Source organism: Pseudoduganella sp. R-34 (assembly GCF_049904655.1).
Classification (GTDB): domain Bacteria; phylum Pseudomonadota; class Gammaproteobacteria; order Burkholderiales; family Burkholderiaceae_D; genus Rugamonas.
In genome coordinates, this window is sequence record NZ_CP184572.1 from 4519512 (window position 1) to 4542758 (window position 23247).

At 62.7% G+C, this 23247-nt stretch carries 30 protein-coding genes; 18 read left to right on the forward strand and 12 right to left on the reverse strand.

From position 1 onward, the window contains the following. Window positions 1-142: 142 nt before the first annotated feature. The 9 genes from ACN9MW_RS20515 to ACN9MW_RS20555 all read right to left on the reverse strand — a co-directional run bounded on the left by ACN9MW_RS20515 (window position 143) and on the right by ACN9MW_RS20555 (window position 9586). Window positions 143-1117 carry a fimbrial protein gene (locus tag ACN9MW_RS20515; protein ID WP_426162372.1) on the reverse strand — a complete coding sequence of 325 codons (975 nt, stop codon included), beginning with the start codon at window positions 1115-1117 and terminating at the stop codon, window positions 143-145. A gap of 204 nt (window positions 1118-1321) precedes the next feature. Beyond that, window positions 1322-3832 (reverse strand): fimbria/pilus outer membrane usher protein, encoded by a 2511-nt coding sequence (locus tag ACN9MW_RS20520; protein ID WP_426162373.1) that lies wholly within the window; start codon window positions 3830-3832, stop codon window positions 1322-1324. A gap of 196 nt (window positions 3833-4028) precedes the next feature. Then, a complete protein-coding gene (locus tag ACN9MW_RS20525) occupies window positions 4029-4775 on the reverse strand; it encodes a fimbria/pilus periplasmic chaperone (RefSeq protein WP_426162375.1) in 747 nt (248 codons plus the stop codon). Window positions 4776-4866: 91 nt separating this feature from the next. Further along, window positions 4867-5415: a fimbrial protein gene (locus tag ACN9MW_RS20530; protein WP_426162376.1), complete on the reverse strand. Its 549-nt coding sequence runs from the start codon at window positions 5413-5415 to the stop codon at window positions 4867-4869. Between the two features lie 181 nt (window positions 5416-5596). Continuing rightward, a complete protein-coding gene (locus tag ACN9MW_RS20535; protein ID WP_426162377.1) occupies window positions 5597-6640 on the reverse strand; it encodes a hypothetical protein in 1044 nt (347 codons plus the stop codon). A gap of 3 nt (window positions 6641-6643) precedes the next feature. Beyond that, a complete protein-coding gene (gene sctC, locus ACN9MW_RS20540) occupies window positions 6644-8239 on the reverse strand; it encodes a type III secretion system outer membrane ring subunit SctC (RefSeq protein ID WP_426162378.1) in 1596 nt (531 codons plus the stop codon). Then, window positions 8233-8652 (reverse strand): hypothetical protein, encoded by a 420-nt coding sequence (locus ACN9MW_RS20545; protein WP_426162379.1) that lies wholly within the window; start codon window positions 8650-8652, stop codon window positions 8233-8235. Before ACN9MW_RS20545 ends, sctC begins: the two co-directional genes overlap by 7 nt. Continuing rightward, complete coding sequence (locus ACN9MW_RS20550; protein WP_426162380.1) at window positions 8649-8867, reverse strand: hypothetical protein; 219 nt, start codon at window positions 8865-8867, stop codon at window positions 8649-8651. Before ACN9MW_RS20550 ends, ACN9MW_RS20545 begins: the two co-directional genes overlap by 4 nt. Further along, window positions 8864-9586 carry an HrpE/YscL family type III secretion apparatus protein gene (locus ACN9MW_RS20555; protein ID WP_426162381.1) on the reverse strand — a complete coding sequence of 241 codons (723 nt, stop codon included), beginning with the start codon at window positions 9584-9586 and terminating at the stop codon, window positions 8864-8866. Before ACN9MW_RS20555 ends, ACN9MW_RS20550 begins: the two co-directional genes overlap by 4 nt. 114 nt (window positions 9587-9700) lie before the next feature. Here ACN9MW_RS20555 and sctQ point away from each other — a divergent pair, with 114 nt between their 5' ends. The 13 genes from sctQ to ACN9MW_RS20620 all read left to right on the forward strand — a co-directional run bounded on the left by sctQ (window position 9701) and on the right by ACN9MW_RS20620 (window position 17423). Next, window positions 9701-10735: a type III secretion system cytoplasmic ring protein SctQ gene (gene sctQ, locus ACN9MW_RS20560; RefSeq protein WP_426162382.1), complete on the forward strand. Its 1035-nt coding sequence runs from the start codon at window positions 9701-9703 to the stop codon at window positions 10733-10735. Continuing rightward, complete coding sequence (sctR, locus tag ACN9MW_RS20565) at window positions 10732-11394, forward strand: type III secretion system export apparatus subunit SctR (RefSeq protein WP_426162384.1); 663 nt, start codon at window positions 10732-10734, stop codon at window positions 11392-11394. The genes sctQ and sctR overlap by 4 nt, the downstream gene beginning before the upstream one ends. A 10-nt stretch (window positions 11395-11404) precedes the next feature. After that, a complete protein-coding gene (sctS, locus tag ACN9MW_RS20570) occupies window positions 11405-11686 on the forward strand; it encodes a type III secretion system export apparatus subunit SctS (RefSeq protein WP_426162385.1) in 282 nt (93 codons plus the stop codon). A 59-nt stretch (window positions 11687-11745) separates the two neighbouring features. Continuing rightward, entirely contained in the window at window positions 11746-11919 is a 174-nt protein-coding gene (locus tag ACN9MW_RS20575) for a hypothetical protein (RefSeq protein WP_426162387.1), read from the forward strand. Between the two features lie 93 nt (window positions 11920-12012). Then, window positions 12013-12216, forward strand: coding sequence for a hypothetical protein (locus ACN9MW_RS20580; protein ID WP_426162388.1), 204 nt, complete (start codon window positions 12013-12015; stop codon window positions 12214-12216). A 29-nt stretch (window positions 12217-12245) separates the two neighbouring features. After that, the gene (locus tag ACN9MW_RS20585) at window positions 12246-12530 is read left to right on the forward strand and encodes a hypothetical protein (RefSeq protein ID WP_426162390.1); all 285 of its coding nucleotides are present in this window, start codon (window positions 12246-12248) and stop codon (window positions 12528-12530) included. A 56-nt stretch (window positions 12531-12586) separates the two neighbouring features. Then, window positions 12587-13150, forward strand: coding sequence for a hypothetical protein (locus tag ACN9MW_RS20590; protein WP_426162391.1), 564 nt, complete (start codon window positions 12587-12589; stop codon window positions 13148-13150). Beyond that, complete coding sequence (locus ACN9MW_RS20595) at window positions 13147-13512, forward strand: EscI/YscI/HrpB family type III secretion system inner rod protein (RefSeq protein WP_426162392.1); 366 nt, start codon at window positions 13147-13149, stop codon at window positions 13510-13512. The genes ACN9MW_RS20590 and ACN9MW_RS20595 overlap by 4 nt, the downstream gene beginning before the upstream one ends. Window positions 13513-13519: 7 nt before the next feature. Continuing rightward, on the forward strand, window positions 13520-14275 hold the full coding sequence (gene sctJ, locus ACN9MW_RS20600) for a type III secretion system inner membrane ring lipoprotein SctJ (RefSeq protein WP_426162393.1): 756 nt from the start codon (window positions 13520-13522) through the stop codon (window positions 14273-14275). Then, window positions 14253-14936 (forward strand): hypothetical protein, encoded by a 684-nt coding sequence (locus ACN9MW_RS20605; protein WP_426162395.1) that lies wholly within the window; start codon window positions 14253-14255, stop codon window positions 14934-14936. Before sctJ ends, ACN9MW_RS20605 begins: the two co-directional genes overlap by 23 nt. Beyond that, entirely contained in the window at window positions 14923-15501 is a 579-nt protein-coding gene (locus ACN9MW_RS20610) for a GNAT family N-acetyltransferase (RefSeq protein ID WP_426162397.1), read from the forward strand. The genes ACN9MW_RS20605 and ACN9MW_RS20610 overlap by 14 nt, the downstream gene beginning before the upstream one ends. Window positions 15502-15507: 6 nt before the next feature. Further along, window positions 15508-16296: a type III secretion system export apparatus subunit SctT gene (gene sctT, locus ACN9MW_RS20615; protein WP_426162398.1), complete on the forward strand. Its 789-nt coding sequence runs from the start codon at window positions 15508-15510 to the stop codon at window positions 16294-16296. Then, window positions 16293-17423: an EscU/YscU/HrcU family type III secretion system export apparatus switch protein gene (locus tag ACN9MW_RS20620; protein ID WP_426162399.1), complete on the forward strand. Its 1131-nt coding sequence runs from the start codon at window positions 16293-16295 to the stop codon at window positions 17421-17423. Before sctT ends, ACN9MW_RS20620 begins: the two co-directional genes overlap by 4 nt. Here the strand turns inward: ACN9MW_RS20620 and ACN9MW_RS20625 are convergent. After that, entirely contained in the window at window positions 17405-18511 is a 1107-nt protein-coding gene (locus ACN9MW_RS20625) for an HD-GYP domain-containing protein (RefSeq protein ID WP_426162400.1), read from the reverse strand. The two genes, ACN9MW_RS20620 and ACN9MW_RS20625, sit on opposite strands and share 19 nt — an antisense overlap. A 218-nt stretch (window positions 18512-18729) precedes the next feature. Here ACN9MW_RS20625 and ACN9MW_RS20630 point away from each other — a divergent pair, with 218 nt between their 5' ends. Then, window positions 18730-19077 carry a hypothetical protein gene (locus tag ACN9MW_RS20630; protein WP_426162401.1) on the forward strand — a complete coding sequence of 116 codons (348 nt, stop codon included), beginning with the start codon at window positions 18730-18732 and terminating at the stop codon, window positions 19075-19077. Between the two features lie 20 nt (window positions 19078-19097). Here ACN9MW_RS20630 and ACN9MW_RS20635 read toward each other — a convergent pair whose 3' ends face one another. Continuing rightward, window positions 19098-19262 (reverse strand): hypothetical protein, encoded by a 165-nt coding sequence (locus ACN9MW_RS20635; protein WP_426162402.1) that lies wholly within the window; start codon window positions 19260-19262, stop codon window positions 19098-19100. 375 nt (window positions 19263-19637) lie between these two features. Between ACN9MW_RS20635 and ACN9MW_RS20640 the strand changes: the two genes are divergently transcribed. The 4 genes from ACN9MW_RS20640 to ACN9MW_RS20655 all read left to right on the forward strand — a co-directional run bounded on the left by ACN9MW_RS20640 (window position 19638) and on the right by ACN9MW_RS20655 (window position 22379). Then, the gene (locus ACN9MW_RS20640) at window positions 19638-19817 is read left to right on the forward strand and encodes a hypothetical protein (RefSeq protein WP_426162403.1); all 180 of its coding nucleotides are present in this window, start codon (window positions 19638-19640) and stop codon (window positions 19815-19817) included. Window positions 19818-19826: 9 nt separating this feature from the next. Beyond that, complete coding sequence (locus tag ACN9MW_RS20645; RefSeq protein ID WP_426162405.1) at window positions 19827-20387, forward strand: disulfide bond formation protein B; 561 nt, start codon at window positions 19827-19829, stop codon at window positions 20385-20387. 73 nt (window positions 20388-20460) lie between these two features. Continuing rightward, entirely contained in the window at window positions 20461-21717 is a 1257-nt protein-coding gene (locus ACN9MW_RS20650) for a molybdopterin-dependent oxidoreductase (protein ID WP_426162406.1), read from the forward strand. 11 nt (window positions 21718-21728) lie between these two features. Continuing rightward, the gene (locus ACN9MW_RS20655; RefSeq protein WP_426162407.1) at window positions 21729-22379 is read left to right on the forward strand and encodes a c-type cytochrome; all 651 of its coding nucleotides are present in this window, start codon (window positions 21729-21731) and stop codon (window positions 22377-22379) included. 59 nt (window positions 22380-22438) lie between these two features. Here ACN9MW_RS20655 and ACN9MW_RS20660 read toward each other — a convergent pair whose 3' ends face one another. Next, on the reverse strand, window positions 22439-23164 hold the full coding sequence (locus ACN9MW_RS20660; protein WP_426162408.1) for a hypothetical protein: 726 nt from the start codon (window positions 23162-23164) through the stop codon (window positions 22439-22441). Window positions 23165-23247: the final 83 nt, after the last annotated feature.

The window sequence follows — 23247 nt, forward strand, 5'->3', positions numbered from 1 at the left end:
CCAGGGCCTCTTCCTGGACTTTGCTGCCGCAGCACGTGACCTGCCAGTTGTCCAATCCGATACGTCATTGCGCGCGCCGGGCCTGCCAGTGCCGGCGCTTTTAACGTCCCGCCCAAGCGCGCTCGGCTAGCCGACTTAGTCGTCAGTCATAAGTTATGGTGAATGTGGCCATGCTGCGAATAATACCGGGCGTAACTTTGCCCGTCGCCACATAACGCACACTGAGCGGGATCTGCACTGGCCCCTGTGGATAGTGCCAAGTGTTGGCGATTCGGCCAAGTGACCACTTGTTGCCAGGCCCGCCCAGACGCACCGGCTTGCCATCGCGCGCAATGCGCAGCTGCACACCTTTGACTTCGGAGCCGGCAGCCGGCGTTAGCAGATCGCCATCCTTTCCGTTTCCATTCGCGTCCGATAGGTAGATAGACGGTTCGGCTCCAGCGTAGCAAAGCAGCCGGACCTGGAATGGCGTTTCGCCAGCTTCGCTCCCGATGGTGCTCAGGTCCGACGCTCGCACCTCGTTCAGCCTAACCTCGCTCTGGGAAACTTGCGCTGTGCAGGTCGGACGAACAAACTTCACCTTGAATTGCCACGCTCCCGCATCGTGTTCCTTCCACATCCATTTGTCCGTGAACCGCATCACTTCGCTGGACACATCCCCCACCACCGAGGTCGCCCCAAGAGCCCATCGGGTCAGCTGAATCGAAAACGTCTTATCGAAATTCTTGCCCCCCTCATCTATGATGGTGCTCGTGTCGAACAGCAAGCCTTTGCGCTCCCGAACGATATTGCCCTCGCTGTCACGCAATATCATGCCAATGCCCGGGATTCCCGTCTTCCATGCCCAGCCCCCATCCGTTGATTCAAAAGGAATCTGATAATAGACTTGTACGCCCAGCGTGGTTTTATCACAGTGAAAGCTAAGCTTCATGGGGTAAGTTGTCGAGCTACCAAATGAGTCGTCGTCGGTACCGAAAGCTGGCAACATCAGCTTATTGAGAGGCTGCATCGGGGGACTGATAAGCGTGCACGTCGCGTGCGCGGAAAAGCTGGCGACCACGAGGCCAAGACCAACGGCAAACCTGCGCCACATGGCAGGAAGTTTCACTAAAAACATTATGGTTCTCCTGAACTGATGATATGTCTGGGTGGATGAACGTCAGCGCGACACGCCGATGGGAAGTCAGGTAGTGGTGGGCAGCAGGCCCCGTGCAAGTGCCTGCTTTACGTGCGCTGGCGCATAATCGGGCCAGACGAGAAACGCGGCCGCGATGCAGACAGATGGCGTTGAAATGGCTTCCACGCGACACCGGAAATTTCTTCATGGCGAACCCGATGCGGCATTTGAAGCAGATTCGGTCAGCGCGCCCGGCCCTGTCGGACCTTGCTTGACACTGGATTCATCCGCCGTCCGGTGCTGCGCCACACAGACTGCACTGCTACGGGAAAATGGGCTCGCCGCTCCCGCTTGCTGCTGCAAGTGATAGTCGAAGTCGCAACGCTGTGCTGCTCCATCACCCCAATCCGCGTAAAGGTGGCCTCTATCCTCGATTCCACGCACGTACAGCTGCCCCCCCTGTCCGACAACGCCAACCTCGACACCTTGAGCGTCGCGGACAGTCGAACCGAACGGCAATGGAGCACCATCGGCGCCGGTCAATGTGAGAAGCGCGGCACGTCCGGTCACGGTACCAAAGCGCACCATCACCACCGAATTGGCACGTGGCGCCACTTGTGCGCTGGTGCTCGTAAAGTCAACATTGCTTGCCGCGCCTTTGGGATCGATTTCGACATTGTTCATGCGATATGGCGTCATGTAAGGCACCACCGCATAACCTCGCCCGTCGACCTTCACACCTGGCGCATTGAAGACGCTGGCCCCTTTGGCCGACTTCGCTTCCAATACGGCGACTGTATCGCCCAGATCGTTCGCCAGCGTCACGCCGCCAGGGTGCACCACCACGCCGCCGGATACTCCGCCCGACCATTGCGAATAGCCCTGGCTGCGGCTGCCGGTGGCACGCAGCGCTGCAAATTGCGTCCGGTAAGAGACATTGGCGCCGAAATCGGCATCCTGTCCGTGCCCAGCCCGCACGCCGTAACTGAGGGCATTGTCTTCACCATAGCTTCCGCTCAGCTCGGCAAGTTGGCTGGTGCCGCCGCGATCGTGGGTGGCGCTCAGCGACATCATCGGCGCCTGTGTGCCACGGCCGAACGGCACCGACAGGCGCAGGGCAATGCGATTATCCATCTGCCCGCTCAGCATGTCGCGCTGGCGGCCGGCTGAAATGTCGTAACTGACATTGGTGCCCAACGCGGTCAGAGAGTTGTTGTAGCGCAAAGTGAAATCGGTCCCCGCCCCTGGCCGGTTCCAATAGCGGCCAGCGACACCGGACAGCGACAGCACGCCGCCGCCTTCCCCGAACTCTTGACTCAGCATCAACTGCAATTGTTCACGTGGGCGATCGATGCTCAGCGATTCCCAGCCGCGAGCCTGGTAATCGCGCACCAGCGCCGTATCGCTCAAGTTCCAATAGCCGCGCGAGGAATAGCGCAGGGCCGCCAGGCTGAAGTTGGTACCGGTCGAGGCCATGCGCTTGCTGTAACGCAGACGCAGACTCTGCCCCGTGGCCGGCGCGGTACGCGCGAACTCCGCGCGCGCCTGGGTCAGGTCGGCGGACAAAGCGCCCAGCGAAGTATTGAAGGCGGCGCCCCCCGTCACAGCCCAATAGTGCTGGGTGGCGGTCACACCGCCATAGGCGGTTACCATATTGTTCAGGCCACGCTGCAAGGTACCCTGCAACAAGGCATCGCCATTGTTCAAGCGGCCATCCCGCAAGCGCCCAGCCGATACGCTGTAACGCATGGTGCCTGGCCGCAGCAGTTGCGCGACCGAGGCAAACGGCACCACCGAGCTATGCTGGCTGCCGTCTGCCTCCGTCACCGTCACCAGCAGATTGCCGCCATAACCGGTGGCGTACAGGTCACTGATCTTGAATGGGCCGGGGGCCACGGTGGTTTCCAGCAGCGTCATGCCGTTCTGGGTCACCGTGACGCGCGCATTCGTACGCGCCACCCCCTGGATCAGCGGTGCATAGCCGCGCAGCGAATCGGGCAGCATATTGTCGTCGGTCGCCACGGTCAGGCCTCGGATGCCAATGCTATCGAACACGGCGCCATCGGTGAAGGCGTCGCCCACGCGCAGCTGGCTCTGCAGCGACGGCAGATCACGCTGAACGTAAGTGGAGATATTGTCGAAACTGCGCCGCCCCTTGTTGTCGCGCATCATCGATGAGTTATGGCGCAGGTGCCAGTCGCCGATATTCAAGCCGGCGCGCAAGCCCAGGTAGTCGCTGGTGTCGCGGCCGCTGTGGAAGGTGTTGAAATCATATGCCAGCGTAGCCGACGTTACGCCGGCATCCCACAGCTCGGGGCTGACGTAACCGCGTGGCTGTTTCAGCAACGCCGCCTGCGGCAGGTTCAACTCCAGGCGCAGTTCGCCCGTGTCGAAGTGCTCGGTGGCAGCCGGGACGAGTCGGCCCAGCGCAGCGCACTGGCCCGCCTGCGCTTGCGCCAGCTCGGCGCGGCTCCTGCTGGACAGAATAGCGTAATCGAGACCAAGGCGGCCGATCAGCGCCTTGTCAAGACAAGCACTAGCATTCGCGACACCGGGGCTGGCAACAAAGCGTACTGAAGTGCGTCCGCGCCATTCGCCGTTGACGATAAGGTCAACCAGGTAATCTCCCGGCGTCACCGGGTTGCCGCGCGCAAAGCGCGACAGGTCGACGGCACCGCCGCCACCGCCCATCAGAAATTGCTCATTGAATTGCATCGACTCCGAACTGCTTTCGGCACTGGCTGGCAGGCACAGATGGACAGAAAAAACGCCCAGCATTGCCGCACAGATGCGGCGCAACACAAGACGGTCGCGTCCGCACCCGGAGGGTGGTTGGTGATAACTCATAGTGATGATTCGTTCAGTTAAGGGGGCGCGGAGCTGCCGCGCTACTGCAAGCGGGAAATGCTGTTCAGGGCGCGGCAACGTCGCCGTTAGAGCCGCCGCCGTAGTCGTTGAGGAAGGTGTACTTGACCTTGAGCGCACCGGCTGGCGCAGCGCTCAGGTGCCCGACCGGAAATTCCTGGGTCGCACCGGGCGCCACCATACCGCCCGCCTCGCTTTCATAGCTGGCATTGCCGGCGCTCGCAGTCAGCTTGCTGAACGTAACGTGGTAAGGAGTGGGATTGGTTGCGGTCAGGACGTAGTTCCCTGACTCGGCCTTTCTCCAGGCCCAGTGCACTTTGGCCGCGGCGTCACGCGGGTCTCCCGGCAGGCCCGCGGGACGGAAAAATACTTTGATACGGCTGCGAATAGCCAGCTGCAGCATATTCTGCGGACGTTCCCCTTTTTCGGCGCGCGGCGGCACTTCCAGAACGTTGAGCCAGAATAGGGATTCCTTATCCTTCGGCAGCGCGTCATGCGTGTACATCAGGCGCAGGTGCTGTCCCTTACGCGGATCTATGCGGGACAAGGGTGGCGTCAGAGCAAAAGGCACTTTGGCCGAGCCCGGCGTAGCGGAGGCATCGCCGTCGTCCAGCCACACTTGGGCCAGCACCGAAGTCTTGCCTTCATTACTCAGCTTAACCGTGACTTCGCGCTCGTCGGCCGGATAGATAACACGGGTGCCGGAAATGATAATGTTGGCGTTGGCCGTGCCGGCACTGATCACCATACCCACCGCCAGCAGCATCGAAAAGAAAGAAGGTCGTACTAACATATCGCGATTCCGATCTTGGTCAAATTGAAATACGTGCTGAAAAAGGCGCCGATGCCCAGCCAAGCCATCGACGCCCTGCTTACTTAATGCATCACAGGTACTGGATGGTGTAAGTCGCAGTGGAAGTCACGGCACCGGGGGTCGCCGCGCCCAGCGCAGCGTACTCGGCGAAGTACTTCAGTTCGGCCTTCTTGCCGGACACGGTAGCAGCACTCGAACCTTGGTCCGCCGGGGTAACGGCAGCCAGATTCATGTCCTTACCGTCACTGTTCAGCAGCGCAATGCCGACGTTGGTAGCGGCGTCCTTACCCGTCAGGTTGTTTTTCAGCTTGCCGGAATTGGCATCCAGCGCACCAGGCACGAAGAGCGCGCTTACCTTGCCCGCTTGGTCGTCACACTCGGTCAGGCTCAGCGTGAATGGAACACGGCCGGCGCGCTGGCCTGCCGTAGCCAGCGACCCAGCGACAGCAGATGGCAGCGGTACAGTGAGATCGCCCTTACCAGTGTTGACCTTGCAAGATTGAGCCAGCACCTTGCCGGTGAAGGTGATGGTGCCATCCGCTGCGTGCGATACAGCCGGCACGATGGAAGCAGCGGCCAGCAGTGCGCCAACGATCAGGTTTGCTTTGGAGTGTTTCATGTAATGCCTTTCAAATGAAAGTAGATTTAAAAACCGGACCGGTTAGTCCGGCTGCGTGATGCGAGGTGCATCCTAGCGGCGCGTAGTCCGAGAGCGAAACTGCGACGCCACTTTCTAAGACGGGTTCACACCGGCGCGATGGCGACTAGGACCAGCTCACCTTCGCTCCGGAGCCCCCGTCTCAATTCGATTGCTTGCGTACCAGCTGCTGCAGCACAAGCGGCTTGCTGTCGGGTGTCGTCCACACCAGGTCCGGCCAGCGCAGCGCTTGCCCGTACAAATAACTGAACAAGGCCTGGCGCCGTTTGCGCGGCGCCGATTGTCCCAGCACGGCGGCGGCCAGCTTGTCCAGCATGCCGGCCGGCACCGAAGAATTGGCGATGTCGATCATGGCCCGCGCATGTTTGAACGGCAGCACGGCATCGCCTGCCACGGCCCCCGGGTAGCGCTGTAGCGCCCTCCCGTGTTCGACCATGGTGCGCACCGCCCCTGCCAGGCGGCTGACAATGATGAACACGGCGATCTGCTCCAACCGTCCCACTTGCCCAGCCCAGGCACTTTGCATGGCGTTCAACGTCTTGGTCGCATCGGTGGTTCCGCCCACTTCGGCCAGCACATCGAGCACGGTGCGCACCGTCGGCTTGCTGGCCAGCAGCTCGCAGTAGTGGCGCTCCACGCCAGGCAATGGCGACGTTGGCGCGGGGGGCGGCGCGGCGCGCATCGCCGGCAAGGCGCGGAAAATACTGTTCAGCGGCGCCGGATACTGCATGGCCAGCGCATGGGCCTCGGCATTAAGCCGGTTGGCCGATTCGTCGGCCATGGCCCGGGTGGCAAGGCGCAGCACCGCCCAGCGGTGCTGCGGCTGCAGGCCATCGGTCAGGTAATCCATCGCCTCGCGCCGCCCTTCGCTGAAGGCCTTGGCGAACAGGCGCGCACGGCCGCGCAGCTGATCGAACAGGTCGCGTCCCTCCAACAGACGCAGCACGGCGCACACTTCCTCCACTGACGCCTCTTCTTCGTCATGCAGGGCGTGCATGTCCACATCGAAGCGCTGCTCCAGCGCGAGCTGGGTCGCTTCCACCACTTCGCTGACCTGGAAGGTCAGTTCTTCCATGGCGTTGACCAGGCCTTGCTGCGAATACCCTCCCTGGCTCGGGCCATCCGCCTTTGCTTGCTCGCGCGGGACGTAGGTGGGGAACGCACCACGTGAAATCGCTTCTGCCATCGCTTAGCCTTTGTCTGAATGGGAGGCGCTTGGTACAGGCAAGGTAGCGTCCGCTGCCGCGTCGTGTCCCACGACGCGCGCCGTTAGAATGAACAGGCGCTCCAGCTCATCCTTCTTATCGCTGTCGGCCGAGAACAAGCGCCCCAGCAGTGGAATCTTGCTCAACACGGGAACGCGCTCCTGTCCGTTTTGCGTTTGTTCGCGGCGGTAGCCCCCGACCACCAGGGCCTGGCCCGGGTGCACCAGGGCTTGGGTGCTGATACTATTGCGCTCGGTCGTCGCACTGCTGCTACCGTCGCCTGCCGTGATCAGCCTGCCGTCCTCGATGTCCACCAGCAGATGGATGGTGGGGTCGGCTGCATCGGCAATCACGCGCGGGGTCACCTTCAGCAAGGTGCCGGCGGTCAAGCTCTTCAAGTCGGCAGTGCGCTCGCCCAGCAGCTTGACGTAAGCCGACTGGCTCATGTCCAGCACAGCATCGACATTGTCGAGCGTGAGCAGCGAGGGACGCGACACCACGCGCAGCGCGCCTTCCGATTCCAGTGCACGCATTTCCAGATTCAGCTTGCCGAGCGACCACAACACAAGATTGGCGCCACCTTGCTCAGCATCGCCGCCAGCGTGAGAAAACCGGCCCCCCATCTTTCCGCCCAGCAGCGACAGGCCGGCCGACCAATCGCGCAGCGTGCCGCGCTTGGCGTCGACGATGGTCACCAGGATTTCCACCTGCTCGACCGGCACATCCAGTGCCGTGATCAAGTCCTGGTACATGGCGCGCCGTTCGGGCAGGTCGCGTACCAGCACGGCATTCAAGGGCGCATAAGCTTCGACGGTCGCAGGTACCGGCGCGGCCGGAGGCGCGCCTGGCGGCACCGGTTCGTTGCGTTGCGCCGCACGTGCCAGGGCGATCGGTCCCGGCCCGCCAAAGGGCTCGGGACGTCGCCCCGCCACCATCTGGCTGAGCAGCGTTGCCACACCCGGCTGAATCAAGAGCTGCTCGCGTACAGTGGTTTGATGATCGGCCGCAAGTGCGTATTTCAGGCGGAACAGCATGGGCTGCGGCGTCTCCTTGTTCTCGTCCTTATGCTCCAGAACGCTCTTTAGCAGGCGGACATAGTCTGGCGGACCGGCGACAATTACCGTGCTGTTGCTATCGTCACCACCTCCCCATCCGAACTTGGACTCAAACAGACCGAGGCCCTCCAAGGCCTGGCGCGCGCCCGCACTATCAAGGCCGGCCAAACTGACACGCTCGGTCACCTGTGCATCCGCAGCCGACACATACAGCACTCCGTGATAGACGAACCACTGGAAGCGCTGCGCCGCCGCCAGGCGGTCCAGGTAGACGCTGGCCTGAGCCGCATGTGGATCGAACGGCACCGGCGCGCGGGTCAGGGCGCCATCCCGCAGACTCAGACGCAAGCCCATGGTGCGGGCAAACGCTTGCAGGCGCTCGCCCAGGGTCGATGCTTCGCCGCGATAGCTGTACAGCGTATCGTTCCAGGAAGCGGGCATGGCAGCGGAACAAGGCGTGACGGACACGCCCAGCGCCAGCAGCAGTGCCGCGCCTGCAGCCAATTGGCCCAACGGTCTCAGCATGCTCGCCCTCCTGCTGGGGCCGATGTGAGCAAAAGCAGCCAGGCGTCGATCTGGTTCAGCATCGCCTCGATTTCGTCCAGCAGGGAAGCCCTGTCCCGTGCCGGCAGGCGACGCACGAAGCGCAATGCGGCAGCCGCATGGCTATAGCTGAGGCTGGCAGCATGATGCGCGCTGGCCGGCAGCGCCATGGCACATAAACGCGCAAACAGCACATCGTCCAGTGGCTGCGCCAGCGCCAGTTCACCTGTTAGCCATGCGGAGTCCTCGTGCAGCGAAAGCTGCAGCGTGCGTCCCGGCAGCGCGATTTCAGCCGATCCGGTTTGCTCCAGACTGGCCAGGCTGGCGACAGCCGCGGCGTGCAGCGCCTCCATCTCCATGCCAGCCGTCACTGGCGTCGGCAGGCCATCCGTCATCGGATCTCCGTCATGATTTTCGAGAGCAAGCTATGGCGCCGTTGGGTGGCGACTTTGGCAGCCCACACTGCCATTTGCACTTCCTGAAAGGCCGCGACGTAAGCTTTCTGTTGCGCCGGATCGCTAGGACTGAGGTCGTTCATGGCTTTGTCAAAATTCTGCAGGGTGTTGCCGAAGCCGCTGACAAAACGGCTCAAGGGATTGTTGTAACTCATTGCGCTTCCTCCGAAATATCGCCCGCATGCCGGCCCAGTGCTGCCACGAGACTGCTCACGCTGGCGGAAAAATTGGCTGACAGTTCACTCCCGCCAGCGGTCAGTACACATGTCCCAGACGCCACCGAGGCATCGGCCACGGACTGCCAGGCGTCACCGCTGCGCAGTTCCGCCGGCAAGCTGTCATAGTCTTGCGCATGCACTCGCAGCACCGCCTGGCTTGTGCCAGCTGCCGCACGCCATTCGCGCAACACAAGGCGCACACTGGACACCGCCGGCCAGCCTGGCGGCACTTCAAGCAACAGGCGCCGCAATGCCGTCCGCGCCAGTCGTGCCAGCATACGTCCCGCCTCCGTTTGCAACGCCGCACGCTGGCCCCGCAACTCTTCCAGCAAAGCATGCGCTTCGCGCCACACCATCTGGCTGGCTTCCTGCTTCAGCGCCAGGGCATCGTCGGCTGCCGCGGCGCGCACGGCATCCGCATCGTCGTAGGCCGCCGCGCGGATTGCCTCGGCTTCGACCTGCGCCGCGAGGCGCATTGCCTCGACCTCTTCCTGCCCTGCCGCACGCATGGATTGCAGCAGCTCCATGCCTTCCTGCCAGGTGGCGAGCTGCTCGCGCGGCAGGACCACGTCGTCCGGCGTGCGCGGCATACCGGGAGCAAGCCGCAAACGACGCACAACCGGCATCAGTAAAGCTGGATTCAACTCATCATTCATGCCTGCTTAGTGCGCTGGCCCGCGGTGCCGGTTCAGTATTTTTTTGGCGAACCGTTCGCTGGCGGCGTGCCACTACAGCCCAAGCCCTAGGGGCGCTATGCCGAAAGGTCGCCAATGCCAGCCAACACCACACCATCCAGCCACCCTGCCCGCCGCGTCTCGTTGCGCAGCATGCCCGCCGCGCAAGCGCAGCTGGCACGCAGGCTGGCAAGCGGGTTGATCTGGAAGGCAACGCAAGGACCATGGCAATGTTTCGAGTTGCGTCGTTCCGCGTTGCCCGCGGCAGGCGCAGTTGAGGCAGGCTTTGCGCTACGCAATGCACACGGTGAATTGCAGATAGGGGAATTCACCCTGCTGCAGATTGCGGGCGGAATTGCGCTCGATCCCGCTTGGCCGGCTGCGGTAATGCATGACATGCTGCAGCTTGCCTGGGGCATGGTCGATGACGACCTGCGTCAAGCGCTCGGCGGCGACGCTACGTGCAGTACACAGCCCGTTGCCGCAGCATCCGACGACGTCCACTTGCTGCTTACCCTTTGCGGTAGCAATGGTTTTCGCCATAGCGCTGCGCTGCGCTGCCCGGCAGCCAGTGCACTGCCATGGCTGCACTGCGACGGCTGGCAAGCCGGCGCACCGCCGGCTTGCCCCGCCGTCGATGCCCTGCCGTGCCACGGGCGGCTGTGGCTGGGCACCTCACACCTTACGGCACGCACGCTACGTACCCTGCGGCCCGGCGATGCCGTGCGCATTGCGATGCAGTACTACGGTTCAGACAACCGCGTGCGCATCAAGCTCGGCCGGCACGCACTGATCGCTTACACGGCAAGCGACGGCACCCTCTACTTTGACTCTTGGAGAAGCGCAAGCATGGAACACGACAGCACGGAATGGGAAAGCGAAATCGATGGCGCCGACGCGCCGGTTGCTCTGGACGACTTACCGATCCGGGTCGACTTCGTCGCTGGACATGCGAACTTCACTGTCAACGAGCTGCGCAGCCTGGCGTCCGGCGCCGTCATCGAGTTGTCAATGCCGGCGCGCCCGGCAGTCGACATCGTCGCTAACGGCCGCCGCATCGGCTCCGGCGAACTGATCGAGGTTGACGGCACGCTCGCGGTCGAAATCATCAAGCTGGAAGGCGGCGCGTGAGCATTAGCAACGTCGACCCGATCGGCATCGCCCTCTTCCTGGCGGCGCTGTCGCTGCTTCCGCTATTGTTAATTTGCACCACCTGCTTTCTCAAGGTTTCAATGGTGCTGGTCATTGTGCGTAACGCCATCGGCGTGCAACAGGTGCCGCCCAGCATCGCCATCTATGGTGTGGCGCTGGCGATCAGCCTGATGGTGATGGCGCCGGTGTTTCATGACGCGGCGGCACGCTTGCCCGGGCAAGGCGGCACTGTGACTGAACGGACCGCGGGCCTGTCGCTTGGCGAGATGGCGCGCGCGGGCGAGCCGCTGCGCAGCTTCATGATCCAGCACACCGCCCCTGAAACGCGCAGCCATTTCCTGGCGTTGGCGCAGCGCCAGTGGCGCGGCACCACCCTGGCCAACGAGGCCAGCGACCGCGATTACGCCGTTGTGATTCCGGCATTCGTCGTCTCGGAGCTGACAGTGGCTTTCCAGGTTGGTTTTGTGCTGTATGTGCCTTTTGTGGTGATCGACCTGCTGCTGTCGAATGTCCTGCTGGCGCTTGGCATGCAGATGGTGTCGCCGATGGTGGTGTCTTTGCCGCTGAAGATGCTGCTGTTCGTCATGGTCGACGGCTGGAGCAAGCTGGCGGAAGGATTGATGCTGTCTTACACATAGGAGAAAGGATATGGTCGAAACAATTGCGTTATTCCAGCGCGGCATGCTGCTCGTACTTTGGCTATCCGGACCGCCCCTGGCGGTGGCGGTACTGGTCGGTGTAGTGCTGTCGCTGGTGCAGACGCTGTTGTCGATTCAAGACCAGGCCTTGCCGTTTTCATTCAAATTGCTTGCCGTGGGTTTAACTCTGGCAATCAGCGGGCGCTGGATGGGACTCGAACTGTTCACGCTCACCAACCAGGCAATGCAGGCGGTGGCCAGCTTGGGCTACCACGGCTTGCCTGGCTCATAGGCGGCTCACATCGCCATTTCAACCACGCCGGCATACGCCGGCATTTAAAGGAGAACTTTATGCAACTACTCGGCGGTATCCTTGGCATTATCCCAAAAGTCATCGGCGGCGTGCTTGGCGGCGGCGCCTCGTCCGGTGCACAAAACGCTCCTGCGCAGTCTGGCAACCCGCTTGCCAACGTCGCACACCAGGTGCTCAACGCGGTCGGTCTGAATCTTGGCAACTCGTTCTGATCAGACCGAAAGAGCGAACCGTGCATTCTTCGCCTTGCACTAACGAGGAAGCGGCATACTGTGCCGCCCCCCCTTTAACAACAGGAGAATCAAATGCCTGACATTAGCGCCCCCGGCAGCAATCCTTTCGTGGATTACGAAAAGGATTTGACCAATAGCGAATCGATCAGCTCACAGATTCAAGCTTATCAATTGGCCCGGCAACAAATGCGGTACCAAACGGAAAACGCGCGTTTGAAGAACGGCCTCGAGCAGACTACCGCTGTCTACGGCTTTCTCACTTCAATCCGACTGTAGTTTCTTAATCAACCAAGGAAAGGAAAAGTATGGCTACTCCTATCGATACCCGGCCAGTCTATATTGACCGCAGCGTCCATATCAATGAAAACCCGGGTGGCGGCATGCCATTCGGCGGCGGCATGCCGTTCGGCGGCGGCCCCTTCGGCTTCGGCGGCCCCCAGTACAACATGGGTTACGGCATTGGCAATATGCTGCGCAATTTCGGTTCCATGTTCCAGGGCATGAGCGACGGCTTCCGCGGCGGCTTCCTGGGAGGCCTGGCCCAGTATGCCATGTGCGGTACCCAGCGCATGTTGCAAATGCCGTTCTAACATTTTTTGCCAGTGCGTTTGCGCCGACGCACTGGCTTTTTTTTCAAGGATAAGCAATGTCCGAAGCAATCAAACTTGATATCACTCCGCGCTTGGCACAACAACGCGCATGCATCGCACGGCTCATGGACGACCATCCCTGCACCTTTGCCGCGCCGCAAGATGGCGGCCGCTGGAGCGAGTTCATTCAGCACGGCACCGTAGCGCAGGGCGCAGATCGCCATACCGCCGACAAAGCGTTAGGCATGCTGTCCAGTACCATCCGTACTGCCCAGCTCTCACTGAATGTACAAACCAGCCTGGTCGACATGCTGGCGCGCGCACGCGAACTGGAGATCGCCGATTTTCCCGCCGACCCGGCAGCGATGGCCCAGGCAGGACCGAACGCCGATCAGGAAGAGGCCACTGCATATGGCCAGGCGATCACCGTCTACAAGCAGTGCGTGCTGGAGGGCTTGATGGAACGCCAGGACCTGCTGCGCTTCCTGGCCGAGGCGTTCGACGAATTGCCGGCCACTACCCCGCTGAGCCGCGCATTGATCGAAACGGCCAAGATGCTGGTCATGATCGATCTGGAGGAACTGCTGCCGGAACAGGAGCTGCTGGAGGCGCCACGATGAGCGCGCCGGCCATGCTTGGGCGCGTGGCTGCGGCACGTGCCGCCACGCTTCGCGCGGCGGGTGCTGACAGCGCAGCCGCACGCGACGTCGATGTGTTTCGCCAAGCCTTGCAGGCCCCTCTGCCTGGGTCCGTGCTCAAGCCGGGCCGCACCGGCAGCGCATTGCAAGAGCTGACAGACGCATTGAGCCGGAACCGGCGTAGCCTGGCGCGACAGATCGAGCAGGTTCAAACCACACGCGACCCCGCCAGCATCGTGAAAATCACCAATGAACTGGTCGATCAAGGTGTACAGAACGACCTGATTGCCAAGGTGGTGGGCAAGACTGTGAGCGCGGTGGACCAGCTGACCAAATTGAGTTAGGCCGCCGATGTCCGCTCCCCTGCGCCGCTGGCGCGCGGCATTGCTATGCGCTTGCCTGATGCTGGCCGCATGCTCACACCCGCTCCAGCTGTATACCGGCCTGCCCGAAGGCGACGCCAACGAGATCGTCGCCGTCCTGCGCGACCATGGCATCAGCGCCGACAAAAGCAGTGCCAAGCAAGGTTTCGTCGTCAGTGTCGGCGAAGCCGAACTGGCCACGGCAGTCGCCCTGCTGCACGAGCGCGGCTTGCCGCGCGACAGCTTTGCCCGGATGGGCGAGGTGTTCAAGAAGGACGGCATGATCTCCACCCCGACCGAAGAGCGCGCGCGCTATCTGTCGGTGCTGGCGGCGGAGCTGGAAAATACCCTGTCGCAAATCGACGGTGTGGTGCTGGCCCGCGTCCACCCGGTGCTGCCTGAACGCATCGTGGCGGGAGAACCGGTGCTGCCGTCCTCATGCGCCGTGTTGATCAAATTCCGTCCGGGCTGGGACCCGGTCGCCTACGAGAGCCGCATCCGGCAACTGGTACTGGCCAGCATCCCCGGACTGGCGGACTCCCCGTCCCCAGCCCACAGCGTGTCAGTGGTATTTGTCGCGGCCGAACAGGCGACGCCGTCCCCCCCACCGCCGGACGATCACCGCTTCGTATGGCTGGGCGTTTGCGGTGCCGCGCTGCTGGCGCTCGGCAGCACGGCCGTCTGGGCCTGGCGCCGCCGGCAGGTCACGAACACGGTCGAGCATGATGACGACGGCCCGATGTGATTCCGAGGCGCTTGATGCCGTCTGGCGCACGCTGTGGTTCGCGCCCTGGCGTGGGGCCGATCCCAGCTGGCGCGAGCAGGCGACGGATGGCGCGCCCTGGATCGCCCTGGAACGCCAAGGCGGGGCCTCGGAACACCTGTCCTATCGGCTGTTTTGCCTGCACTATGATTTGCCGCTGCTGGCGCCGCCCGCCGCGCCCGCCCTGCGCTCCTTGCCTGCAGCCGCGTGGCAGGCTGCACAACTGCCGGCGGTGCAACTCTTCCTGGGCATGGCCGGGTGGGCTGGCACGCCCGGTTTTACACGGAGCGGCTTGACCGAGCCCCTGGCCCATGCCGGCAGTGCGCTGGAGTGGCGCACCGCATTGCGGCTGGCGCGCGTGCGGCCGCTGGCGCCGCTGGAACCGGATCTCGCGCCACCGGCTGACGCCGCGGCCCTGATGCACATTGGCGGGCAGCAGCTACAGCAGGCCTGCGAAGCCTTGGCGCCTGGCCTTTGGCAACGCCTGCGCCTGCGCCTGCCATGCGGCGTCAGCGCCGGCCAGACGCCGCGAGCGGCGCCGGCCGCGATCGACGTCGCCACCGCGCGCCATATCGTCCGCGCCTGGCATTGCGCAACGACTCTCCCTGTCACCGTTGAGGAACACAAGCTTGAAACAGAATAGATCATTCGTTTGGCGCACAGCGCTGCAAACGGACGCCGAAGCGATCGCTGCCATCTATAACGAAACCGTAAACGGCGGCGGACATTCGCCGACCTTGAACAAGAGCAATGCGGCCAACGTCGGCCATTTGTTGCGTGAATCGCGCCGCAACGGCTGGCTGAATTGGGTGATTGAGCACGATGGCCAGCCTGTCGCCTGGGCCTTGCTGCGCGCCATCGTCTGGGGCCGGGAAGTCTGCCACCGTACCGGCGACCTGTCGATCTATGTGCGGCACGACATGCAGGGACAATCCTTGCCGATGAAGATGATCGCCGAAGTCTACCGCGAAGCGCCGCGCCATGGCTACGAAGCCGTTTCTTGCTGGATCCTCGGCGGCAACCGCAAAAGCCTGATGGTCGCCCGCGCATTCCGCATGAGTTTATGGGGCTGCCTGCCGCGTGCAGCCTGCTATGGCGACCGCGTTGACGACGTGATGATCTATGGCGTACGCTTCGACGATCCAGAATGGCGTGCCTACATGGAACGGCGCATCGCGCGGGCCGAGCGGCGCGCAGGCGCCGTTTAACCCCACATGGCTGCCGCGCCGCTGCCGAACTTTCTGCTGCCGGTCAGCTGCCTGGCGCTGGCCATGCCGCGCATGCTGGGCTGCGCCCTGGTGCTGCCGGCGCTGGGACGGCAGCATATGGCCGGGCTCGAACGCAGCGCCTTCTGCCTGGCGCTCTCGCTGCCGCAGGCGCAACTGCTGTGGCCTTTGCTGCAGCATCAGCCGCTGACTTTTTTGCAGGGCGGCGCGCTGGCCCTGAAGGAAGTGCTACTGGGCGTGTTGCTAGGCTGCCTGCTCGCCGTACCGTTCTGGGCCATGCGCGCAGCCGGTACGCTGATCGACAACCAGCGCGGCACCAATGCGGCGCAACAGATCAACCCATCCCTGCAGGCCGATTCTTCGATCCTCGGCGAGCTGTGCGAACGGGCTTTGCTGGTCTATCTGATTGAAACAGGCCTGTTCCTGCGCCTGTTTGATGTGATGGCCGACAGTTACCAGCTGTGGCCGGCCCTCACGCTGGCGCCGCTGCATGCGCCGGCCGCGCATCAAGCAATGCTGGCGGCATTGACGCGCTTGATGGCCGACGCCATGTTGTACAGCGCACCGGTATTGCTGGTGACCATGCTGGCCGAATATGTGCTGGCGATCGGCAGCAGCGTGCTGCAGGGGCTGGATGTCTACCAGGTCGCCATGCCGGTCAAAGCCATGCTGGCGCTGTGGATGCTGATGATGTGCTTCCCGGCCCTGCTGCCCTTTATCGCCACCCACGCCGGCGAATGGTGGGGCGACGCCGTGCTGCAGGCCCTGCGCCCATGAGCGACAAAACCCACCCGCCCAGCGAACAGCGCAAGCGCCACGCACGCGAGCATGGCGAATTCGGCTTGAGCCAGGAACTGTCCAAGCTGCTGCTGTGGACCATCGGGACCGAGGCCGTGCTGGCCGCCGAGCCGGCATGGCGCACCCTGCTGCAGAACGATATGCTGCAGGCGCTGGCCGCCATTGCGCGCCCCGGCCGGGTGCCGCTCGACAGTGCCTGGTCCGCCTTCAGCGCCGCCGTACTGATCATGCTGTGCATGGCCGGCGTCGCGGCCCTAGTATCCGCGCTTGCCGTTCTATCGCAGACCGGTTTCAATATCGCACCCAAAGCGCTGGAGAAAGGCACGCAGCGCTTCGACATCGGCAGCAACCTGAAACAGCTGGTGGCGCCGAAGAAATTCCTGATGGCGCTGCTGGGGCCACTCAAGATGAGCGTGCTGCTCGCGACCGGCTACGGCTGCCTGCGCGACCAGTTGCCCGGCCTGGCCCAGTTGTACGTACTGACGCCGCAACAAGGCTGGCTGGCGGCAATGGCGGCCATGCGTACCGTCACTCACCATTGCCTGGGTGTGTTGCTGGTGCTGGTGCTGGCCGACCTGGCCCTGCAGCGTTATATGAACTACCGCAGCATGATGATGGATATCAGCGAGGTCAAGCGCGATCATAAAGAATCCGAGGGCGACCCGCATACCAAGGGCCAGCGCAAGGGGATTGCCAAACAGAACGTGATGGAAGAGCGGCGCAGCCCGCGCGCACCGGAGGCCGACGCCGTGGTGGTCAACCCCGAGCACATTGCGGTGGCGCTGGCCTACAGCGCCGAGCGCGACGGCTTGCCGCGCATCGTCGACAAGGGGCGCGACGGGGAAGCCGATCAGCTGCGCGCGCTGGCGCGCCAGCGGCACGTCCCCATCATCAAATACCCCGGCTTGGCGCGCCAGCTGTACGCCACCGGCCGGGTGGGCAGCCACATTCCATCGCACACCTTGCGCGCTGTGGCCTTGCTGTACCGCGCCATCCAGGAACTGGAAGGCATGGCGGTCGACGAGCTGCACGAGATTGATGAGGAAATCGGCCACGCCATGCTGGCCGGCCCAGTGCCCCCGCCGCCTCAGTCCTCGTCCACGTAGCGGGCGGCAATGCCGCGGAACTGGTCCTGGATCGCCAAGAAGGCGTCCAGCACGTCAGGGTCGAAGTGCCTGCCACGTCCCTCGCTCATGATGGCGACCGACTGCTCGTGGGAGAAAGCTGGTTTGTAGACCCGCTTGCTGATCAGCGCGTCATAGACGTCCGCCACCGCCATCAGGCGCGCCGAGACCGGAATCGCGTCGCCGCGCAAGCCTTGCGGGTAGCCCGTGCCATCCCATTTCTCCTGGTGGCCGTACGCAATCTCGCGGGCAAACAGCAGAAAGCCGTTGCTGCTGCCGAGATACTCTTCCACCGCCTGCACGGCATCGCGGCCGTAATCGGTATGTTTCTTCATGATCTCGAATTCATCCTCGGTCAGCTTGCCGGGTTTGAGCAGGATCTGGTCCGGCACGCCCACCTTGCCGATGTCATGCAGCGGCGCCGACTTGTAAAGCAGCTCGATGTTTTCCGCCGTCAGCACGCGGCGGAATCGCGGGTGCTCGCGCAGCGCATTGGCCAGCGCCGCCACATAGTGCTGGGTGCGCCTAATATGGTTGCCTGTTTCGTTGTCGCGCGTCTCGGCCAGGCAGGCCATGGCGAAGATCACGCCGTCGCGCATCTTTTCCACCTCCTGCGTGCGCGCTGCCACCTGCTCTTCCAGCCAATCGTTGTGGCGCTGCAGGGTACGGCGCGCCTGGCGCACCATCAGCTCCTTGCCCACCCGCGCCAGCACGATGGCCGGAGAAATCGGCTTGGTGATGTAATCAACCGCGCCCGCCCGGATGCCACGTTGCTCTTCTTCCGCCTCGCTCTTGGCGGTCAGGAAAATCACCGGAATCTCGGCCGTCAGCGGATTGGCCTTGATGCGCGACAGGACGGCGTAGCCATCCATCTCGGGCATCATGACATCGAGCAGAATCAAGGCCGGCAGCGGCGGAATTTCCAGTGCACGCAAGCCACGCGCCCCGCTATTGGCCAGCGTGACACGATACTGGTCCTTGAGCAGGTTGTTCAGCAGCGACAAATTGCTGGTGTTGTCTTCAATTACCAGGATGGCGGGCTTCGCCGCCACGAGCGTCGGGTTGCGCATCTTCTTCTCCAGTTAAACGAAGGCAGGCTTGCCGGCGACTGTCGGCAGCACCCTTCAGGTAGCGAAGCCGGAGTAACTACATAATTGCAAGTACGTTAATCCCCGTAAAGTTTCAGTATAGATTGTTAATTCGGGAAAAAACCATGCGTTGCAAAAAAAGATATACGAAATGCTCTCCCGTTGTCGAACTGCCTTGAGACAGGCAGGCACTCACCGTCATGGACCGAGACCTTCCCCTGGCCGCCCCGGTGTGCCACAGCCTGCTGACCAGCCTAAGGCTGGGCCAGCCCAGTCATGACTGCTATCGATGTGGCGAGCTGATTTTGTCGGCCTTGAGCGGCGGCCGGCTATGTGTCGCATTTGCGGAAAAGAAGATGACCCTGGCCGACGCGCAGCGGCTGATGCAGCGCCAGTTCGAGGCGCCAGAGCGGCATGGCGAAGCCCAGCTGGTGCTGGACCGCCTTGGCCGGTTCGGTTTGATTGTGCGCCTCACCGCCGACGGGGGCAGCGATGAAGCGCGCCTGCGCGCCACCCTCCGGCCTGCTTTGCGCCTGTTGGCCGGGTGAGGGCTGCAGACGCCCGGCAGTCAGGCGGGGCAGTCTGTGCCCTGTTCGGGCAGTTCGGAACGGTCCTGGCCGACAACCCGCGCGTACGTTTCGCGCGTCATGACGTGACCAGGTTGCCACACCGCCAGTTCATCGCCCTCATCGGTGAGCGACGTGGTGCGGATTGGGTCGAGGTAAATAGTCAAGCGATTCGCCCTCCTTCAGGTTGAAACAGTGGTCGCCCAGTGCACGCACAGCAAGGCTGCGGCGAACAGGCAATCCATCAATAGCATGCCGGCCACCATGCGCCTGTCATGCTGGTTCTCGTTTGTTTTGCTCATAACATTCTCCTTTCGGGCCCGCCTTTGGCGCGCCGACCGAAGACTATATGCCGTGCCCGGCATTGCCTGGCGGCCCCGCAAGAATTCCCGGACCAATCCCGGACAGCAAAGCCGGTCTGCCCGCTTGACCTGCATAAATCGTTACCCATTGGTAATTCAGTCCGACATTTGGCAACGTCCAGCGCGTCGCACGGCCACAGGCATACGATGGTTGCGCTTCTACTTCAAAAGGAGGTCAATGTGTTTATCGGATTTATCCCATTCATTTTCTTATGCGCAGCAACCGTGCTGTCGCTGCGCCCGAACGCGCGCACTGTGGCGCAGTGCATGTGGCTGCTGTCGATCCTGATGATCGTCATCTGGGGCGTCTACCATGGCAGCCATCATATGCCGCTATTCCGCACGCTCAGCTCGTGGTAAGGAGCCATCATGAAACTGAACCGTTTAATTGACTCGCTGACCCTAATGGGCGTGTGCCTGGTGCTGCTCATCGCTTTTTACTTTCAACTTTTCATGGATGAACTGCCCTGCTCGCTTTGCAATCTGGAGCGCGCCGGCTTCCTGTTGTTTGGCGGCGGACTGCTGCTCAATGTCAGGCAGGAGGAAGCAAGCAATGCCAACTATGTCCTAGCCGCGCTCGGAGCCCTGGTCGGCAGCGTCATTTCCTTGATGCATATGTTCGTCAAAGTCCTGCCTGGCACGCCACCGACCGGCACCACCTTCCTCGGCTTGCACATGTACACCGCCAGCTATCTCGCCCTGACCGCAGCCGTTCTGTATTGCGTTTGCATGCTGGCGCTCGCGCCCAGGCTGGGCAAGCGGACAGTGGCTTGCAGCGCATCCTGGACTCGCGTCGCGTCGACGCTGTTTGCGGTGCTGGTATTTGCCAACCTGGTATCCGCCTTCCTGGAGATTGGCTTTCATCCGTTCAAACCTGGCGGCCAGCAGCATTACCTGATGCTCTATGACGGCGATGTCATGAAGCCTTGACGAGGCCCACGGCCTCACTATCCGAAGCGCCAGCCACGCCTGGCGCTTCTTTTTTAATCCAATGGAGTGTTCAATGACCGACCACAACAGCGCGGCCCCCAAAGGCCGCCGGCAATTTGTCAAAGGCATGGGCGCCGTCGTCGGCGTGGCCGCAGCCAGTCCCTTGCTGGGCTTTGCCGCACAAACGGCGCAGGCTAACGACGATGTCGCGCTCGCGGCCGGGCCACGCCCGCTTGTCGCCTATCCCCAGAAACGGCCCCTGCTGCGCGTCACCACCCGTCCGCCGCACCTGGAGACGCCGTTCGAAGTCTTCAATCATGGCCCGATCACGCCAAATGACGCCTTCTACGTGCGTTACCACCTGGCCAATATTCCGCTCGCGGTCGACCCGCAAACCTACCGCCTGCAGATCAAGGGCAAGGTGAAGACGCCGCTCAGCCTTTCGCTGAACCAGCTGAAAGACCTCGGTGCGCACGCGGAAGTGATCGCGGTCAACCAATGCTCCGGCAACGGCCGCGGCTATCTTTCGCCACGCGTGGCGGGCGCACAGCTCGGCAACGGCGCCATGGGCAACGCGCGCTGGGTCGGCATCCCGCTCAAGACCGTGCTGGAAAAGGCGGGCCTGCAAGGCCGCGCCCGGCAAGTGGTCTTTAACGGACTGGATCAGCCGGTCCTGCCAAGCACGCCGGACTTCAGAAAAGCGCTCGATATCGACGTGGCGCTGCAGGAGGACGTGATGCTGGCCTGGGGCATGAACGGGGAAGACTTGCCATTCCTGAACGGCTATCCGCTCAAACTGATCGTGCCAGGCTATTTCGGCACCTATTGGGTCAAGCACTTGTCCGATATCGAAGTCATCGATACCGCGTTCGGCGGTCACGATGCCGCCTTCATGACTGAAGCTTACCGCCTGCCCGACAATGACTGCCATTGCGTCACCCCGGGCGCTCCCGCCGGGCACACCAAGCCGATCGGCCGGCTGCCGGTGCGCAGCTTCATCACCAGCCTCGCTTCCGGCGCCGTGCTGCCAGCCGGACGCCCCGTGGAACTGAAAGGGATTGCCTTCGACGACGGCAGTGGGCTGAAGACAGTGGAAGTGTCGACCGACGGCGGGCGCAGCTGGCGGGCTGCAAGCCTCGGCCAGAACCTTGGCCGCTACTCCTTCCGCGAGTGGCGCTTGGCCGTCAGCTTCGGCGCCCTCAAGGGCCCTGCGGTACTGATGGTACGCGCCAGCAACCGGCGCGGCGAAGTACAGCCCATGCAGGTCGACTGGAATCCCGGCGGTTACCGCCGCCACGCGATCGAGTCCTACCATATCACTCTTGCCTGATGAGGAATTCAATGAAGTTCAGCCACGCTTTCGGTGCCCTGGCCCTGCTGGCCAGCACCACCTTCGCCATGGCCGCGCCGCACGCCATCACCTTGCCGCCTGAGACGGCCAAGCTGAAGCCATCGGCCTTGCCCGGCTATCAGATCGCGCTGCAAAAATGCGCCACCTGCCATTCCGCCGATTACATGGAATACCAGGCGCCGCATATGACGCTGGCGCAATGGACCAAGGAGGCGGCCAAGATGCGCGACCTGTTCGGCGCGCCGCTCAGCGAAGACGATGTGCGCCAGGTCGGCGCCTACCTCGCCGTGACGTACGGCAGCGCCAAGGAAAGCGAACTTCCGGCCGCACTGCGCAGCGCGGCGCCGGTCCGCCCCGGCACGCCGGACGCCGGTGCCGGTAATGCCAAGGCGCCGGACGTGAAAGCCCTGCTCGCGGCAAATGCCTGCCTTAGCTGCCACGCCATCGACGCCAAGGTCGTAGGCCCAGCCTACAAAGACATCGCCAGGAAATACCGCGGCGATGCTTCCGCCCTGGACAAGGCTAGCGCGAGCATTCAAGGCGGCAGTGCCGGAAAATGGGGCCCAGTCGCAATGCCGCCGTTCGGCCAGTTGAAACCAGAGGAAGCGCGCGCCCTGGCTGCTTTCGTACTAAAGCAATGAGGTAAAGCGGGAGGTGCCCGGCGTGCGCCGGGCAGTGCAGATGCCGCGGGCGACGCAGCCTAAAGGCTCGCGTCGAAGCCAGCCATCAATGCCGGTGCCCGGGACCTGGGCAGATAAACGAAATTCCGATTGAACGCCTGGCCGGCCAATTGCGCATCATCCATATCCCTGTTCCATTGCAGCGAATACAGCTGTCCGGCAATGTACGGATCGGCCACGGCGCACAGCATGCGGCGTAAATCGGAAATTGTGCACGTGCGCCACCAATCCGCGCCACGGCCATGCAAACGGAATGGCTCGTCATATGGCCAGGCGTTGGCGCGCCGCGCCATTTCGTGGCGCCCGAAACGGCATATGCCCAGGGCGAACATCGTCGCGACAGGCCCATAGCGAAGACGTTGCAGCGCTTTGCGATAAGCGTGTACACGGGCGCGCCGCACAGCTGGAGCCTCGTCATAAACCTTGAATATTTCCTGCATCAGCCTCGCGTTCTGAACCGCCGCGGCGGAAGACGGGCGCGCGAAACAGTGTTGGTAATGTTCCAGAAAAGCCGTCAGGCAGTGTTCGTATGCCGCCAAGCTGTCCCCGTCGCCGGGTGAATCGCGCAAGTTGGACAACAAGTTGTCCATCGACCTGCACAGGCGGTTCACGACCCGCCGCGCATCGGTGGTCTTATCGTCCAGCCAAGCCGCCGTGTTGCCGTCATCGGGCCAGTTCCATTCAAACAGCGCCCTGGCATCACGCCGGCCATGCTCGTAATGCTCGTGTGTCAAGATCGATTTCATGACACGCTTTTCCATACTGTTTTCGCCAACCGGCATTGATCCCTCGTTAGAATTGAATTGGGCCCGTTTGGGCAACGAGCCAT